Raw genomic sequence first — 16265 nt, 5'->3', positions numbered from 1 at the left:
CAACCAGGAGTGATGCAGATGAACATTGTGATTGTGGGTGCCTCCGGCACCGTCGGCTCCGCGGTCAGTGAACTGCTTGCCAAAGATCATCAGGTGATCCGGGTCGGCCACAGCCGTGGCGATGCCAGGGTCGACATGCGCGATCCCGCCTCCATCAAGGCGCTGTTTGCCCAAGTGGGCCCGTTCGATGCGCTGGTGGTGGCCAGCGGCAGCGTCGCTTTCAACGGCCTGACCGAAATGACCGACGAGCAGTGGCAGGTGGGGCTCCAGAGCAAGCTGATGGGGCAGATCAACCTGACCCGCGCCGCCATTCCCTATCTGAATGACAAAGGTTCCATCACCCTGATCAGCGGCATCCTGAGCGAGGAGCCAATCAACTGGGGAGTGAGCGCCAGCACCGTCAACGGTGCCATCGATCACTTTGTAAAAGCGGCCGCCTGCGAGCTGCCCCGCGGCCTTCGCATCAACGCGGTGAGCCCGACCGTGCTGGAGGAGTCGATGGACAAATACGCCGACTTCTTCCCGGGCTTCGTGCCGGTGCCCGCCGCCAAGGTGGCGCAGGCTTACAAGAGGTCGGTGATGGGCATCCAGACCGGTCAGGTGTTCAGGGTCAACGGCTGATAGCCGCCCCCTTGCCGCCAGACCAGCAATAAAAACGGGCCCCGCAGCGGGGCCCGTCTGTTTCTCCACCTCTCTCTTTCGCCACCGGCAAACGTTTGTTTTTCAGTGGCGAAAAAGAGGGCAACTCTTAATCGATCAGACCGTACTGATCGCGCAACACCTCGATGATCTCCTGCTTGGGATTGGCAGAGCGCACCAGCTTGTGGCCGATGATCTTCTCGGCGATCCCGACGTAGGTGTTGGAGATATCCATCATCACTTCGGTGGGCAGCTTGTTGTCGCGGGCCAGGGCGAAACGTTCCGGCATGCGGTTCTTGTTGAGCAGGATGTCCGGATCCGGGAAGTGGTTGAGCAGCCACTGACGGAAACCCTCTTTGGACTTCTCGACAATCTGACCATCGCGCAGGGCCGCGCCGTCCCAGATACGGGAGCTGTCGGGGGTACCCACTTCGTCCATGTAGATCAGCTTCTCGTTGCCGGCGGCATCGTGGACGTAGCCAAACTCGAACTTGGTATCGACGAAGATCTGATCCAGCCCGGCCAGCGCGTCGCTGATGACGTTGAAGCCCTCTTTGAGCAGCACTTCGTAGCGGTCGATGTCGGCCGGTTTGCTGAAGTTGAAGCCTTGGCAGTGGCGCTCGATATCGGCACGGGAGACGTTGACGTCATCGGCTTCCGGCACGCCATCCAGCCCTGTCAGCACGCCCTTGGTGGAGGGGGTGATGAGGATTTCCGGCAGCTTCTGATCTTTTTTGAGCCCTTCTGGCAGGGTGATGCCGCAGAACTCCCGCTCGCCATCCTTGTAGGCACGCCACATGGAGCCGGTGATGTACTGGCGGGCAATCGCCTCGATCATCACCGGACGGGCTTTTTGCACGATCCAGACGAAGGGGTGCGGAATATCCAGAATGTGGCTGTCGGCCAGTCCCTTCTCCTTGAACAGCTTGAACCAGTGGCTGGAGATGGCGTTGAGCGCCGCCCCTTTGCCCGGCACGCCGTTCAGCCCATCCACACCTTGCCAGATGCAATCGAAGGCCGAGATGCGATCGCTGATCACCATGAGAGCGAGGGGCGCATCGGCCGGCACATCGTAGCCTTTCTCTTTTATGAGCCGGGCACTGTCTTCGGGGGTCAACCAGTAGACGCTGCGCACTTTGCCGGAATGGACAGGTTTATCGGTACGGATCGGCAAATCGTCATTCACCGCCAATACTTGATCTGCAAGACTCATGGCTAATAACACTTCCTGTTTGTGGGAGGAATAAAACAAGAGCACCAGGCCCTTGTTTCTGGGGGTTAACATATCAAGCGCATCAGACCCTGTATTTACAGGGGGAGCAACCTAACAAAACAGGGGCACTAGGCCCCTGTTTCTATTTTGTTTTTGCTGCTTGGTCAGCCAAGCCCTTGGCGAATGCCTCGGACAGACTGATGTACATCTGGGAGATGACACCGGACGACACAGGCTTCTTGTCCTTGTCGAACAGGGTGATGGAGGTCTTGCCCCCAGCCATCTCGCCAAGCTGGAAGCGATACTTGTTTTCTTCCAGTTTGAACGGCTCGCTGCCCTTGGCCTTCCAGAAGTCGCTGCCCGGCTCGTCGTACTCAACGTCGATCCAGCCCAGAGACTGCTGGGTATCCTTGATGGTGAAGCCATAGCCAGGCAACACCTGGTTGAGGCGGCGCCATACCTGATCAAAGGAACCCTCGACAATCCAGGCACTCAGCTCGTTGTTGTCCAGCCCCAGCTCCAGCCCCATGCCATCATTGGACTTGTGCTGTTCGCGGGACCTGAGCTGCTTGTCGTAAAAGAGGGAGAACTGGTTCAGGGCGCGAGTGGCGTAGCGCTGGGCATCAGCCGGCGTCAGCACTGTGCTGGTCTCGCCGCCGATGGTCTCTTCGTGATCCAACACCCGCACCGACATGTTGACGGCGTGACGCTGGGCATCGTTGCGCAGGGTGAACTGGTAACGCTGACGGATGTTGAAGTCGTCGTCCTCTTCACTCCAGCCATCGAGTGCCTTGGTGTTGTCAAACCAGCCGGTCTGCAATACGCCGGCCTGCTTATCCAGCTTCTCGGTGGTCACCTTGTACTGGGCCAGGAAGTTCATCAGGAAGGCCCAGGTATCGTGCTCCACGCTCTGGGAGGTGCTCAGGGCATAGAAGGCCACGGTGGGCTCGCTGGCATTGGGCACCACCTGGCTGCCCGGCACCACAGTCAGCAGCTGGGCGGGTGGGCGCACGTCAATCTTGGCGCCGACGGCACCTTCACGACTGCTCTCGGGCAGCGCCGGGATGTCGAAGCTGCTGTTAAAGGCGGGGGTACTCAACCCGGCAGGCACCAGGAACGCGCGCCCTTCAAGGCGGGCATCCTCGTACTCGAAACCACGGTTGGCCATCTTGCGCTCTTGGGGTGAGCTACAGGCTGCCAGCACGGCAACGGTCGCCACACTCAGCACCAGGCGCACTGCATTTCCCTTTCCATTTGCTTTAAACACTCGCCATCAACTCCGCAGTGGTCAGTGCTCGCGTCATCGCTTGTTCGCCCTCGGGGGTGAGGTCGGTGAGCGGCAGACGCAAGGTCGCCGTCGCCATCAATCCCAGTCGGGCACAGGCCCACTTCACCGGGATGGGACTCGGTTCGCAGAACAGAGTCTGATGCAACGGCATCAATCGATTGTTGATGTCATGGGCCAGACCGGCATCACCGGCCAGCGCTGCACGACACATGTCGGCCATCTGGGCCGCTGCAATATTGGTGGTGACCGAAATGACTCCATCGCCACCTTGCAGCATAAAATCACATCCACTGGCATCATCGCCACTATAAAGCGCGAATTCCGCTCCGCACAGCTCACGCAGCAGCGGAGTACGACTCAAATCCCCGGTGGCCTCTTTCAGACCTATGATACCGGGCACCCTGGCCAGTCGGGCTACCGTCTCCGGTTTGAGGTCGCAACAGGTGCGACCGGGCACATTATAAAGAATTTGGGGCAGACCACTAGCCTCGGCGATCGCACAATAGTGACGATAGAGACCTTCTTGCGTGGGTTTGTTGTAATAAGGGGTAACCGAGAGACCCGCCACCACGCCCGTTTCGGCGAATCGTTTGGCCAAGTCGATGGCATGAGCGGTATTGTTGGAACCGCAACCGGCGATGACGGGAATGCGTCCGGCGGCCAGTTCCACGGTTTTTTCCACGACGGCGATGTGCTCCTGCTCGCTCAGGGTGACCGATTCCCCCGTAGTGCCAACCGCAACGATGGCGGTGGTGCCTGCGCTGACATGATAATCGACCAAGGCGGCCAGACTGGTCCAATCGACTTCGCCTGAAGCCAGCATGGGGGTAACGAGGGCAACGATACTACCGCGTAACATGGATATTTCTCCCGATTTTCAGGGGCGTTATGGTAAAGCTGCCCCCTTGGAAAAACAAGGGAGGCAGGGGGCAAGCCGTGATACCATTCTGCACAAAAAGCGGTGCACGAGCGCGACGGTCGGCGCCAGTCTCAAGTCCTCTCGACTAAAGACAAGGCTCGCGGCCACGGCATTCTCAACAAAGTTGCCATGTACAAGCGCAGGGAATGGCCCAAGGCCAGTCGCCCAGTCAGGGTGGCGCCCACTGCGTTCACATTCGCAACCAGCTAATGGACGAGAGAAGATTTATGACTCACTACCTGGTCGTAACGGCCATAGGCACGGACAGGCCTGGCATCGTCAATGAGGTCACGCGCCACGTCAGTGGCTGCGGTTGCAACATTGTCGACAGCCGTCTTGGCATCTTCGGTAATGAATTCACCTTCATCATGCTGCTGTCCGGGGACTGGAACAGCCTGATGCAACTCGAGATAAGCCTGCCCCTGCGCAGTCAGGAGTGGGATCTCATCACCATGATGAAACGCACCGAGCGCCACCACTCACTGCAATACGACATCAGCGCCAACGCCGAGATCCTGATCCGCGACCAGCCCGGCATCGTAAGCCAGTGCACCCAGTTCTTCAGCGACCACGGCTGGGACATTCAGGCTATGCAGACCATTACCCTTGAACAGGAGCCCTTCAATCTGCTCAAGGCGAGCTTCCAGCTCAATCTGGCCAAGCAGGGAGAGACTGCCGGTTCGGAAACGGCCTTCGCCGGATTCTGTCGCGAACTGGGCGCAGAATCGTTCGAATTCATCGTCAACAACAAACACGCCTGACGGCGTTTACCCGAGGAGACCGCATGCAACCACTACAAGCTGGTACCCAGGCCCCCGATTTTTCCCTGTCCGATCAGGACGGCAACCCGGTTCGTCTTGCCGACCTGCGCGGCAAGAAGGTACTCATCTATTTCTATCCCAAGGCGATGACTCCGGGCTGCACCACTCAGGCCTGTGGTCTGCGCGACGTCAATAGCGAGCTGGCCGCCCTCAACGTGGTGGTGCTCGGCATCAGCCCGGATCCGGCCAAGCGCCTGAAGAAATTCGAGGAGCGCGACAGCCTTAATTTCCGCCTGCTGGCCGACGAAGATCACGCGGTGGCCGATGCCTTTGGCGTCTGGGGTCCGAAGAAGTTCATGGGCAAGGAGTATGACGGTATTCACCGTCTGAGCTTCCTCATCGATGAAGAGGGTAAGGTCGCCCACCGCTTCGACAAGTTCAAGACCAGCGACCACCATCAGGTGGTGCTCGACCTCATCAAGGGCTGACCCCGCCCGGCATGAAAAACGCCCCCATACAAAAAGGGCCTGCAACTGCAGGCCCTTCGCTTGTCTAGCTCGCCAGTCTCACTGTGTGATGATGGCATCAGCCAACCCCCCCCCTGTGGTGGCGCCATCTCGGCCCCCCTTTCGTTGCCCCGTCGGCCAGAGCCTGTGGTCACAGCGATGAAGTCATCGTTGTGTTGGTCGTGCATGCACCTGTTTCGGGCGCTTGGGTGGCAGGTCATTTGGTACAAGCCAAATGACACCTCTCTTGTTGCCAGCTCAGGCTGAAATACAAGTGCGTAGCCGTTACATTTAATTAACCAGTCACAGACCCGTTTTGATTTCCCAACCCCGCTTTCTCGCCAACCTCCCCTGCCAGATCAAAAAATTCATCTGAGATATGGGTTAACGTGACCCCAGTTTCATTTTCCAGTGAGAAAAGCCCATGAACATGAGCCACACCGAACGCCTGCTCCTGAGCAACCAGTACGAAATCCTGGCCAAACTCCATCCGGAAAAGGCAGCGTCTTACCAGCGGGCCAGCACCATCATAACGCGCGGCTACTGCCTGCAGCTCCTCGAACTGGAGAAGAGCTTCGGTCATCTGGATCTGGCCACCTGTCAGGAGGTGATCGACACCCTGGAGCTGCACCATGCACTGGCCATCTCCTGGGGCAACCTGGATGGCGCAGATCAAGGTGAAATCAATGCCAGCCGGCTGGAGTTCAATGGCTACAGCCGCAGCCAGGAGCGGGAGCTGGCCGACTACGTCTGCTTCCTGCTGGAAGTGGACAAGCGCTTCCCCGAACTCAAGTGCCCGTGTGACGAGCTTTCCAGCGACATCGCCATGCGTGACAAGTACCAGCGGATGCTGACCGTATGGCGCCAGTGCCCCCGTCAATACAAGCTCTCCATCCAGGAGATCCGCAAGGTATTGGCAGCCTGATCGCCATAGCTGGAAAAGGCGCCTCTGGGCGCCTTTGTCTGACTGGAAAACTGTGCTCGTCTATTCGTAGAGAAAAGATTTGTCCAGCTGCTTGAAGGCGGCATTGAGAGTATCAGCCAGCTCTTCGTAACGGGGCTGGGCCACCAGTTGGCGATGCCCGCCCTGCTCGTTCATCTTGCCGTTGATCTCGCGATACCAGCTGGCAAGGGAAGGAGGCAAACGGGTATCAGCTCGCTGACCGAGCCAGTAGTAGCCTTGCAGCGGCAGGCTGAGCAGAAACAGCACAGAGGCCATGACCGAAGGCCAGTAGTGCAGCTCACCAAGCTGGAACTGCAGCATGACGCTGAACACCGCCAGCGCCGGGATGACCTTGAGGGCGAATTCGGTGGCCTTGATCACCCGGTTCTCGGGAAACATGGAATTAAGCTCGGGACGGCGGGGCCAAAGGGTCATATAATGACGGCCTTGCTGTAACTTAGTTCCAAAAATGTTCATGCTCATGCTACCTCCGAGCTCTTTTCGAACGTATTAACGGCAAAACCTCGACTATATTTGATGTGCAATAACAAAGGTTGAGGATGACTTTGTTATTTTTCAACAATCGGGTTATCCTTTGTACGCCCATTTTTTGCGCCAACTGCCTGCCGTTGAGCGGTCAGTGACGTCTGGATTTCGGGTCTTGTATCACTATACAAGGGGCAAGCAATAGATTGCCAACCCTCATAAGGATAAGTTGAAAGTTTTTGGACGCAGCGCGTCCAGCGCATCCTCCTACACAACCCAATCTGCGATAGGATTTATTCATGAGTAAGCTGGTTCTTGTACTTAACTGTGGCAGCTCGTCCCTGAAGTTTGCTGTCATTGACGCAACCACCGGTGATGATCTGTTGTCCGGCCTGGCCGAGTGTTTCAACCTCGACGACGCCCGCATCAAGTGGAAACTGAATGGCGAGAAAGGCAGTGCCGATCTGGGCGCAGGTGCCGCTCACCAGGAAGCGCTGGACTACATCGTCAACAAGATCCTGCCGCTCAATCCGGAACTGTCCCAGAATCTGATCGCCATCGGTCACCGTGTTGTTCACGGTGGTGAGCGCTTCACCTCCTCCGTCGTGATTTCTGATGACGTGATCGCCGGCATTGAAGCCGCCGTGCCGTACGCACCGCTGCACAACCCGGCTCACCTGATCGGTATCCGTGAATCCCGCCGTATCTTCCCGGCCCTGGCCGACAAGAACGTAGCCGTGTTCGACACCGCATTCCACCAGACCATGCCGGAAGAAGCCTTCCTGTACGCCCTGCCGTACAAGCTCTACAAAGAGAACGGCATCCGTCGCTACGGCGCTCACGGCACCAGCCACTACTACATCAGCCTGGAAGCGGCCAAGCAGCTGAACAAACCGGTTTCCGATCTGAACATCATCAACTGCCACCTGGGCAACGGCGGTTCCGTCTGTGCCATCAAGAACGGCAAATCTGTTGATACCTCCATGGGTCTGACCCCGCTGGAAGGTCTGGTGATGGGGACCCGCTCCGGCGATCTGGACCCGGCCATCATCTTCTTCCTGCATGACAAACTGGGTATGAGCGTGGCGGATATCAACACCATGCTGACCAAAGAGTCCGGCCTGCAGGGTCTGACCGAAGTCACTTCTGACTGCCGTTTCGTTGAAGACAACTACGACAGCAAAGAAGAAGCCAAGCGTGCCATGGACGTTTACTGCTATCGCCTGGCCAAGTATATCGGCGCCTACGCCGCCGCCATGGACGGTCGTCTGGATGCCGTGGTCTTCACCGGTGGTATCGGTGAAAACTCCGCCCCGATCCGTGAAATCACTCTGAACAAGCTGGGTCTGCTGGGCTTTGACGTCGATCACGACGCCAACCTGGCTGCCCGCTTCGGCAAGGGTGGCGAGATCACCAAGGCTGGTTCCACCAAGGCCCTGGTAATCCCGACCAACGAGGAGTGGGTCATTGCCCACGATGCGCTGGAACTGGTCGGCGCATAATTTCGCTGTAGAGCAAGGCCGCCCCAGGGCGGCCTTTTCCTGATCCCAAAAAATGAACAAGGGGTATTAAGTGGCACGCACTATTATGCTTATCCCGGTCGGCACTGGTGTCGGCGTAACTTCCGTGAGTCTTGGCGTTGTCCGCGCCATGGAACGTCACGGTGTCAATGTCAGCTTCTTCAAACCGGTCGCTCAGCCACGTCCGGGTGAAACCGGTACCGAGCGCTCCACCGCCGTGATCCGCGCCGCTGCCAACATCAACCCGCCCGAGCCGTTCGCCCTCTCCTACGCCGAGAACATGATCACCTCCAGCAATACCGATATCCTGCTGGAAGAGATAGTGGCCCGCTTTGAAGAGCACGTGAAAGCGAGCGGTGCCGAGGTGCTGGTCATCGAAGGCATGGTCCCGGCCGACAAGCAGCCGTTTGCCAACAAGCTGAACTACGACGTCGCCAAGGCGCTGGATGCCGACATGGTGTTCGTGACCCATCCGGGCAATGACTCCAGCCAGAAGCTGAAAGAGCGCATCGAGCTGGCCTGCTCCAACTTCGGTGGTGTCAGCAATCCCCGCATCGTGGGCTGCGTCATCAACAAGGTTGGTGCACCGGTTGACGAGCACGGCGTGACCCGCCCTGACCTGACCGAGATGTTCGAGGCGCACCACCACGCGTCTGAAGCGGCTCATAATCTGGAAGTACTGCAGGTATTCGGCAAGAGCCCGCTGCGCATCCTGGGCTGCATCCCCTGGAATACCCAGCTGATCGCCCCCCGTGCCAAGGATCTCGCCAAACACCTGGCTGCCAAGATCCTGCACAAGGGTGAGCTGGACAGCCGTCGCCTGCAAACCGTGACCTTCTGTGCCCGTTCCATCCACAACATGGTTGAGCACTTCCGTCCGGGCAGCCTGCTGGTGACCTCCGGCGACCGTTCCGACGTCATCGTCTCCGCCTGCCTCTCCGCCATGAACGGCGTCAAGCTGGGCGCGCTGCTGCTGACCGGCAACTATCATCCGGAACCGCAAGTGCTGGCCCTGTGCCAACAGGCCATGGCCACCGGCCTGCCGATCATGATCACCGGCACCAACACCTGGCAGACCGCCGTCAGCCTGCAAAACTTCAACGTCGACATTCCGGAAGATGACCGCGAGCGTATCGAACTGGTGCAAGACTATGTGGCTGGCCACATCGACAAGCACTGGATCGAGTCGCTGACTGTCAGCTCTACCCGCTCCCGTCGTCTGAGCCCGCCGGCATTCCGTTATCAGCTGACCGAGCTGGCCCGTCAGGCCAACAAGCGCGTCGTGCTGCCGGAAGGTGAAGAGCCGCGTACTATCAAGGCTGCCGCCATCTGTGCCGAGCGTGGCATCGCCCGTCCGGTGCTGCTGGGCAACCCGGAAGAGATCCGTCGCGTCGCCGAACAGCAGGGCGTGGTGCTGACCGACCGTGTCGAGATCATAGATCCGCTGGAAGTGCGTGAGCGCTACGTGCCGCGTCTGGTCGAGCTGCGCAAGAACAAGGGCATGACCGAAGTGGTTGCCCGCGAACAGCTGGAAGACAACGTGGTGCTGGGAACCATGATGCTGGAGCGTGGCGAAGTAGACGGCCTGGTATCGGGCGCGGTACACACCACCGCCAACACCATCCGTCCGCCGATGCAGATCATCAAGACAGCCCCGGGCTCTTCCCTGATCTCCTCCATCTTCTTCATGCTGCTGCCTGATCAAGTGCTGGTGTACGGCGACTGTGCGATCAACCCGGATCCCACTGCCGAGCAGCTGGCCGAGATCGCCATCCAGTCCGCCGACTCCGCCGCTGCCTTCGGCATCGAGCCGCGTGTCGCCATGATCTCCTATTCTACCGGTACCTCTGGCGCCGGTGCCGATGTAGAGAAAGTGCGTGAAGCGACCGAGCTGGCCAAGGCCAAGCGCCCCGACCTCATCATCGACGGCCCGCTGCAGTACGACGCGGCCATCATGGAGAACGTGGCCAAGTCCAAGGCACCGAACTCACCGGTTGCAGGTAAAGCCACCGTGTTCGTGTTCCCGGACCTGAACACCGGTAATACCACCTACAAGGCGGTACAACGCTCCGCTGATCTGGTCTCCATCGGCCCCATGCTGCAAGGCATGCGCAAGCCGGTCAACGACCTGTCCCGTGGCGCCCTGGTTGACGACATCGTCTACACCATCGCCCTGACCGGTATCCAGGCAGCTCAGGCCGAGTAATCGACTTTCAGCCTGCCCAGTGAAAAACCCGCCGAGAGGCGGGTTTTTTTATGGTCGGCTGGCAATATGTTGATCTGCAAGATCACATCAGGATCCTGACCGGATCCCCATCCTCATCACCAGCGCCTGCCAGGCAAGGGGGAGAAGATAAGCAAACACTCACACCCGCCAGAGCCGATTGCACAATTGCCCCCCAGCAGAGATCAGATCAAAATACCCCTTTAAGATCAGCTAACTAACACTAGACACACCGCTAATCTACAGAGTTTTCCACAGCTTTTGTGGATAGTTTACTGATCATTTGAAAGAAAATGACAGACTCGCACTTCCCCCTGGCTCACCTTGCGCCGGTGAAAAGGGCTCCGCAGAGCCCCTCTGGACAATAGTCCCATCGGCGTCACAAGCAGGGGCGCAGTGCCTTGTCCACTTGGGAGATATCACGCACCGTATACATTGACCTTGAGGAATAACAAAGGGGCTCCGAAGAGCCCCTTTCGACAACCGTCTCATCCGCGAAACAATCAGGCGCGCAGTGCCTTGTCCGCCCGGGAAATGCCGCAGACCCCGGAGCGCACCACCTCGATGATCTCGTTGGTCTGCGCCGCGGTCTTGATAAAGGCGTCCAGCTTCTCGCTAGTGCCCACCAGCTGTACCGTGTACTGTTCCGGGGTCACATCGACGATCTGGCCACGGAAGATGTCCGCCAGCCGTTTCAGCTCGTCGCGAGCCCCACCGCTGGCGCGCGCCTTGATCAGCGCAATCTCCCGCTCGATATGCTCCCCTTCGCTCAAATCGCACACCTTGAGCACGTCCACCAGCTTGTGCAGCTGCTTCTGGATCTGCTCCAGCACCCGCTCGTCCCCCATGGTGACGATGGTCATGCGCGACAGGGTGGGATCCTCGGTGGGCGCCACCGTCAGGGTCTCGATGTTGTAGCCGCGCTGGGAAAAGAGACCTACCACGCGACTCAGGGCGCCGGATTCGTTCTCCAGCAGTACTGAAATGATATGCCTCATCAGGTTCTCTCCGTCTTGCTCAGCCACATCTCGTCCATGGCACCAAACTTGATCTGCATCGGGTAGACATGCTCATCCGGATCGACCGAAATATCCATGAACACCAGCCGATCCTTCATGGCGAAGGCCCTCTCCATGGCACTCTCCAGCTCGGCCGGATCGCTCACTGCGATGCCGACGTGGCCATAGGCCTCCGCCAGCTTGACGAAGTCAGGCAGAGATTCCATGTAGGAGTGACTGTGACGGCCGCCATAGAACATCTTCTGCCACTGCTTGACCATGCCAAGGGCACGGTTGTTGATGGAGATGATCTTGATGGGCACACCGTACTGCAAACAGGTGGAGAGCTCCTGAATGTTCATCTGCACCGAGCCGTCACCGGTGACGCAGCAGACCACGGCATCCGGGTTAGCAAACTGGGCGCCCATGGCGGCCGGAATGCCAAAGCCCATGGTGCCGAGGCCACCCGAATTAATCCATTGGCGCGGCTTGGCAAAGGGGTAGTAAAGCGCGGCAAACATCTGATGCTGGCCCACGTCTGAGGCGACGAATGCCTCCCCCTTGGTCACCTTGTAAAGCGCCTCTATGACCTGCTGCGGCTTGATCAGGGTGGGGTGGGTCTCATAGGCCAGGCAGTTGCGAGAACGCCACTGGGCGATCTGGCTCCACCAGTCCGCCAGCGCCTGCTTGTCGTTGTCAAAGCCACACTCGCGGATCACGTCCAACAGCTGCTCCAGCACGGTTTCCACCGAGCCGACGATGGGCACATGGGCCTGCACCGTCTTGGAGATGGAGGTGGGATCTATGTCGATGTGCACTATGGTGGCGTTGGGACAGAACTTGGCCACGTTGTTGGTCACCCGATCATCGAAGCGTGCACCCACGGCGAAGATGAGATCCGCGTTGTGCATGGTCTTGTTCGCTTCGAAAGTGCCATGCATCCCCAGCATGCCGATGCACTGCGGATGGGTGCCGGAGAAAACCCCCAGCCCCATCAGAGTGGTCGTCACCGGCAGGTTTAACAACTCGGCCAGCTTGGTTACCAGATGTTCCGCATTGGCATTGATGGCACCACCGCCCACGTACATGACGGGGCGCTGCGCCTCCACCAGCAACTTGGCGGCCCGCTTGATCTGGCCCTTGTGTCCGGCCTTGGTCGGATTGTAGGAGCGCAGGGATACCGACTCGGGATACTGGTAGGGGAACTTCTCTTTCGGATTCTGCACATCTTTGGGCAGATCCACCACCACCGGCCCCGGGCGGCCGCTGGCAGCTATGTAGTAAGCCTTCTTGATGGCCTCGGGAATATCGCTGGCTTTCTTGCACAGGAAGCTGTGCTTCACCACAGGACGGGAGATGCCGATCATGTCGGTCTCCTGGAATGCATCCTCCCCGATCATGCTGGTCGGCACCTGGCCGGACAGGATCACCAGAGGGATGGAGTCCATGTAGGCGGTCGCGATCCCCGTGATACAGTTGGTGGCGCCGGGACCCGAGGTCACCAGCACTGTGCCCACCTTGCCGGTGGAGCGGGCGTAGCCGTCCGCCATGTGCACCGCGGCTTGCTCGTGCCGCACCAGGACATGTTCCATCTTGCCGTTTTCAAAGAGAGCGTCATAGATGTCGAGCACTGAGCCACCAGGGTAGCCGAAAACATGCTCAACTCCCTGATCTTCCAGCGCTCTAACCACCATCTGGGCGCCTGATAACATCTCCATGATAAAGCCCTCCAGGCTTTGCTCCGTTAAGCGAAAGCTATCGACAGTCCGCTGCTTCCCGGCAGCGCCAGCCCGTGTCTTGTTGTTGTCTGAATACGGGCCAAGCGAGTTCGGTGCCGTCGATAGTAGAAAAATAGGTTTTTTCCATCATTCACCCCAAAAGCGGGTGAAAAACCAACTTAACCCGCTTATGAACGCTTGTCCACGGCTTTGTCTGACCATAACAGTCATAAATTTCAAACAGCTATTAACATTCAGTGACTTAATAAGACGGGTGGGAACAATGCGGGGAAGATCCGAGACTGGCTAGCGGATCATGCTGTCACCATGAGGGGAACGAGAAAAAATAGCCCGCCTCTGGGGGCGGGCCATCAAGCAGAACATAGACTTACTGCTCGTCTTCCGGCTCTGCCAGCCAGATCTGCTGATCAGGATCCGTCTCTTCGCAGACCGAGATGCTGACCCCCATGTCCAGCAATTCGTGCAGGGTCAGATTGTCTGCCAGGTTCATGGTGTCGCCGTTTTCATTGGTAAAGCGCATTGTGTCCATCCTCTCCTTGGTGGGATCACTTTCAGTCTAGTCAAAGGCGCTCACTTGCGATAACCAACCGCGATTGAACGGACATCCGCCTTCCAGCTCACTCAACCGATCACACACCTCTTCCGGAAACAGGGTGCGAGCCCACAGTCGGCGTGACAGCTGGACCACGCTCTCCTTTGCCCCAGCCGCAAGCCAGCACGCCAGTTCGCCGGCCACATCGGGATAAAAAATCGGGCCCGGGGCCGAGGCATCCAGCCAGGCCCGCACCGCATTGGCATCGAGCGTATCCATCAACCGGGCCAGCCCCATCAGCTCCAGTGTCTTGGCGTTGGTCAGCTGTTCGAATTGCCCCCCCAGCGGCTTGACCAACAGCTTTTTGCCAAGCGTCAGCGCCTCCGAGGAGAGCTCGAAGCCGCCGTTGGTGATGACACCACGACAACCCGCCAGTAGCTGCTTGAAACTTTCCCGCGCCTGCGGCTCGAAACGTATGTTGCGCCACTGACTGGCGCTGCGAATGGCCGGGTGAAAGCAGACGAAGCGCTGCTGGTTAAAACGCGACAACAGGGCCGCTATCGCCTCAGTCTGCTCAAACGGCAGATAGACCAGGATCTGCTGATTGTCGGGGGCCTGGGCGATGGGATCTATGATGGGCGGCAGCAGCGGCTGGCCGAAGTGAAACCAGTGCAGTCCGAGGGACTGGCGGACCGGTGCGAAGTGACGCATCAGCTGGCGGTTGAAGCCGCTCTCGCCCCAACGCGGGATAGGCCAGTCGAAACTGGCCTGATGGCTGATGGTGAGGCTGGGTTTGTCCCAGCGACGGGCAGCATGGGCACTGAGCGGCTCGAAGTCGCTGATCACCAGATCGTAATTGCGGCAATCCAGAGCCCGCATGTCCCGCCAGAAGCGCAGGGGCAAGAGCCCCTTGAGGGTCCGCCAGCCCGAGATGGCACCTTCGTGACTGACAAAAGTGATGCCAGCGAAGGTACGATAATCGCCAAACTCGGCCATCTCGAAATAGCCGTCGGCGGGGCGACCGCTGAACAGGTAGTCGACCTCAAGCCCACGGGCGCGCAGCGCCCGCGCCAGGGTGCGACTGCGGCTGATATGGCCGTTGCCGGTGCCTTGCACGCCAAACAGTATCCTCATGGATGGCTCCAGCCGAGCGCCAGCACGGCGCAACCGCCACCCAGCAGGGCCCCCGCCACCAGATCACTCAAGTAGTGCACCCCGAGCAACAGCCGTGACGCCCCCACCAACGCAGCCCAGCCAAACAGCAGGGGCGCCCAGAGCGGAAAGCCGGTGGCCAGTATGGTGGCCATCAGGAAAGCAGCTGCGGTATGACCAGAGGGCAAACTGTAACGATCCGAGGGGGTGATGAAAACCGGCAGGCCTCGCGGGCGCTGGCGTTTCAGCACGTTCTTGAGCAGCAGATAGAGCGGCAGTTCGATGGCGAAGGCAAGCAGGGCCACCCCCACCAGCTCACGCTCTGTCTCCCCCTGCCACCAGAGCAGCGCAGCCAACACGGCGTAGAGCGGGCCATCACCGGTGCGGGAGATGAGTCGGCTGATCCTGGCCTGCGGCCGGTTGTAGGCGTGGAGCAGGCAGATGCGGCACACCTGCAGGTCCCATTGCTGGATCTTGTTCATCACCCCTCCTTCCCTGACGTCTCTGTGCAGGCTAGGGCGGCGAGGTGACACTTGGTTGACGGTCAGATAACAGATTGATGAAAAAAGGGCCGAATGGCCCTTTTTTACGGCAAGCATGGAAAAAGATCAGTTCAGGGCGCCACGCATGCCATTCTCCATCAGCCGGCAGTTGTGATCCGCCAGACGGGCCATGAAGTGTTCATCCACGGTCAGGCCAAACACCTGTTCGTAAAGATCTTTCATCACGAACGGCTGCCACATCATGCTGAGGAAGGAGATCTTCAGCATCTCGGGATCCAGGTTGTCACCCAGTTCACCGTTGCTCTTCATGGACTCCAGCAAGGCATCAAACTGGGGCAGTTGGCGCTCCAGCAGACGATTCAGCACAAAATCCCGCCCTGGGCTCTTCTCGGTCGATAATGCGCTGGAGATAGCGGAGGTCAGTTCGCTGTTGGGGGTCATCACCTGGTAGTAGGTGTTGAGCAGATCATTGAGGCTACGATTGCTGGTCTCATCATGCCAGGCCTGGTCCAACGGCTCGGCGACATCGCCCAGCACCGCTTTGTAAAGCCCCTCTTTACTGCCGAAGTAGTAGTGGATCATTGCCAGATTGGAGCCAGCCAGCTCGGCGATCTCGCGGGTAGTGACCTTGCTGTAGGGTGTATTGAGAAAACGCTCACGAGCAGCGGAAAGCAACTTGTCACGAATGTCAGAACGCCCGACCGGACGACCAGGTCTACGTTTTTCCATTGAATACCTCAGATAATTCAGCAAAAACTGATAAGTCGATCTGATTGCGCAGATGATCTAGTACAGCAGGAATGACCAGATAATCGGGCAAGGGCCGAATATGGGACAAGTAA

At 58.7% G+C, this 16265-nt stretch carries 16 protein-coding genes; 6 read left to right on the top strand and 10 right to left on the bottom strand.

What is annotated here, in order from left to right; translation table 11 throughout:
* Positions 1-18: 18 nt before the first annotated feature.
* Positions 19-621, top strand: a complete 603-nt coding sequence (locus BN1129_RS21665; RefSeq protein WP_042039382.1) for a short chain dehydrogenase — start codon at positions 19-21, stop codon at positions 619-621.
* A 127-nt stretch (positions 622-748) separates the two neighbouring features.
* Here BN1129_RS21665 and BN1129_RS21660 read toward each other — a convergent pair whose 3' ends face one another.
* From BN1129_RS21660 to dapA, 3 genes are all read right to left on the bottom strand, one after another.
* Complete coding sequence (locus BN1129_RS21660) at positions 749-1852, bottom strand: phosphoribosylaminoimidazolesuccinocarboxamide synthase (RefSeq protein WP_042039380.1); 1104 nt, start codon at positions 1850-1852, stop codon at positions 749-751.
* Between the two features lie 142 nt (positions 1853-1994).
* The gene (bamC, locus tag BN1129_RS21655; RefSeq protein ID WP_157013520.1) at positions 1995-3119 is read right to left on the bottom strand and encodes an outer membrane protein assembly factor BamC; all 1125 of its coding nucleotides are present in this window, start codon (positions 3117-3119) and stop codon (positions 1995-1997) included.
* On the bottom strand, positions 3112-3999 hold the full coding sequence (gene dapA, locus BN1129_RS21650) for a 4-hydroxy-tetrahydrodipicolinate synthase (protein WP_042039378.1): 888 nt from the start codon (positions 3997-3999) through the stop codon (positions 3112-3114). Before dapA ends, bamC begins: the two co-directional genes overlap by 8 nt.
* Positions 4000-4286: 287 nt before the next feature.
* Between dapA and BN1129_RS21645 the strand changes: the two genes are divergently transcribed.
* From BN1129_RS21645 to BN1129_RS21635, 3 genes are all read left to right on the top strand, one after another.
* Positions 4287-4820, top strand: a complete 534-nt coding sequence (locus BN1129_RS21645) for a glycine cleavage system transcriptional repressor (RefSeq protein WP_042039377.1) — start codon at positions 4287-4289, stop codon at positions 4818-4820.
* Between the two features lie 23 nt (positions 4821-4843).
* Complete coding sequence (gene bcp, locus BN1129_RS21640; protein WP_042039376.1) at positions 4844-5308, top strand: thioredoxin-dependent thiol peroxidase; 465 nt, start codon at positions 4844-4846, stop codon at positions 5306-5308.
* A 442-nt stretch (positions 5309-5750) separates the two neighbouring features.
* A complete protein-coding gene (locus BN1129_RS21635; RefSeq protein WP_042039375.1) occupies positions 5751-6251 on the top strand; it encodes a YfbU family protein in 501 nt (166 codons plus the stop codon).
* Positions 6252-6311: 60 nt separating this feature from the next.
* On the opposite strand, the gene yfbV is transcribed toward BN1129_RS21635, so the two are convergent.
* A complete protein-coding gene (gene yfbV, locus BN1129_RS21630) occupies positions 6312-6752 on the bottom strand; it encodes a terminus macrodomain insulation protein YfbV (RefSeq protein ID WP_042039373.1) in 441 nt (146 codons plus the stop codon).
* Between the two features lie 302 nt (positions 6753-7054).
* On the opposite strand from yfbV, the gene BN1129_RS21625 reads away from it, so the two are divergent.
* Positions 7055-8257, top strand: coding sequence for an acetate kinase (locus BN1129_RS21625; protein ID WP_042039372.1), 1203 nt, complete (start codon positions 7055-7057; stop codon positions 8255-8257).
* 70 nt (positions 8258-8327) lie between these two features.
* The gene (gene pta / locus BN1129_RS21620; protein WP_042039371.1) at positions 8328-10481 is read left to right on the top strand and encodes a phosphate acetyltransferase; all 2154 of its coding nucleotides are present in this window, start codon (positions 8328-8330) and stop codon (positions 10479-10481) included.
* A 521-nt stretch (positions 10482-11002) separates the two neighbouring features.
* On the opposite strand, the gene ilvN is transcribed toward pta, so the two are convergent.
* From ilvN to BN1129_RS21595, 6 genes are all read right to left on the bottom strand, one after another.
* Entirely contained in the window at positions 11003-11497 is a 495-nt protein-coding gene (gene ilvN / locus BN1129_RS21615) for an acetolactate synthase small subunit (protein WP_042039370.1), read from the bottom strand.
* Positions 11497-13215 (bottom strand): acetolactate synthase 3 large subunit, encoded by a 1719-nt coding sequence (locus tag BN1129_RS21610; RefSeq protein WP_042039369.1) that lies wholly within the window; start codon positions 13213-13215, stop codon positions 11497-11499. Before BN1129_RS21610 ends, ilvN begins: the two co-directional genes overlap by 1 nt.
* A 388-nt stretch (positions 13216-13603) precedes the next feature.
* The gene (locus tag BN1129_RS23700; RefSeq protein WP_108537489.1) at positions 13604-13756 is read right to left on the bottom strand and encodes a hypothetical protein; all 153 of its coding nucleotides are present in this window, start codon (positions 13754-13756) and stop codon (positions 13604-13606) included.
* 36 nt (positions 13757-13792) lie between these two features.
* A complete protein-coding gene (locus BN1129_RS21605; protein WP_042039368.1) occupies positions 13793-14902 on the bottom strand; it encodes an MJ1255/VC2487 family glycosyltransferase in 1110 nt (369 codons plus the stop codon).
* Complete coding sequence (locus BN1129_RS21600; protein WP_042039366.1) at positions 14899-15402, bottom strand: phosphatase PAP2 family protein; 504 nt, start codon at positions 15400-15402, stop codon at positions 14899-14901. The genes BN1129_RS21605 and BN1129_RS21600 overlap by 4 nt, the downstream gene beginning before the upstream one ends.
* 126 nt (positions 15403-15528) lie before the next feature.
* Complete coding sequence (locus BN1129_RS21595) at positions 15529-16152, bottom strand: TetR/AcrR family transcriptional regulator (protein ID WP_042039364.1); 624 nt, start codon at positions 16150-16152, stop codon at positions 15529-15531.
* Positions 16153-16265: the final 113 nt, after the last annotated feature.

The sequence above is a fragment of the Aeromonas popoffii genome, from assembly GCF_000820025.1.
GTDB classification, from domain to species: Bacteria; Pseudomonadota; Gammaproteobacteria; order Enterobacterales; family Aeromonadaceae; genus Aeromonas; species Aeromonas popoffii.
Note: the sequence above shows the minus strand (reverse complement) of the source record. Positions and strands in the feature narration are given on the sequence as shown.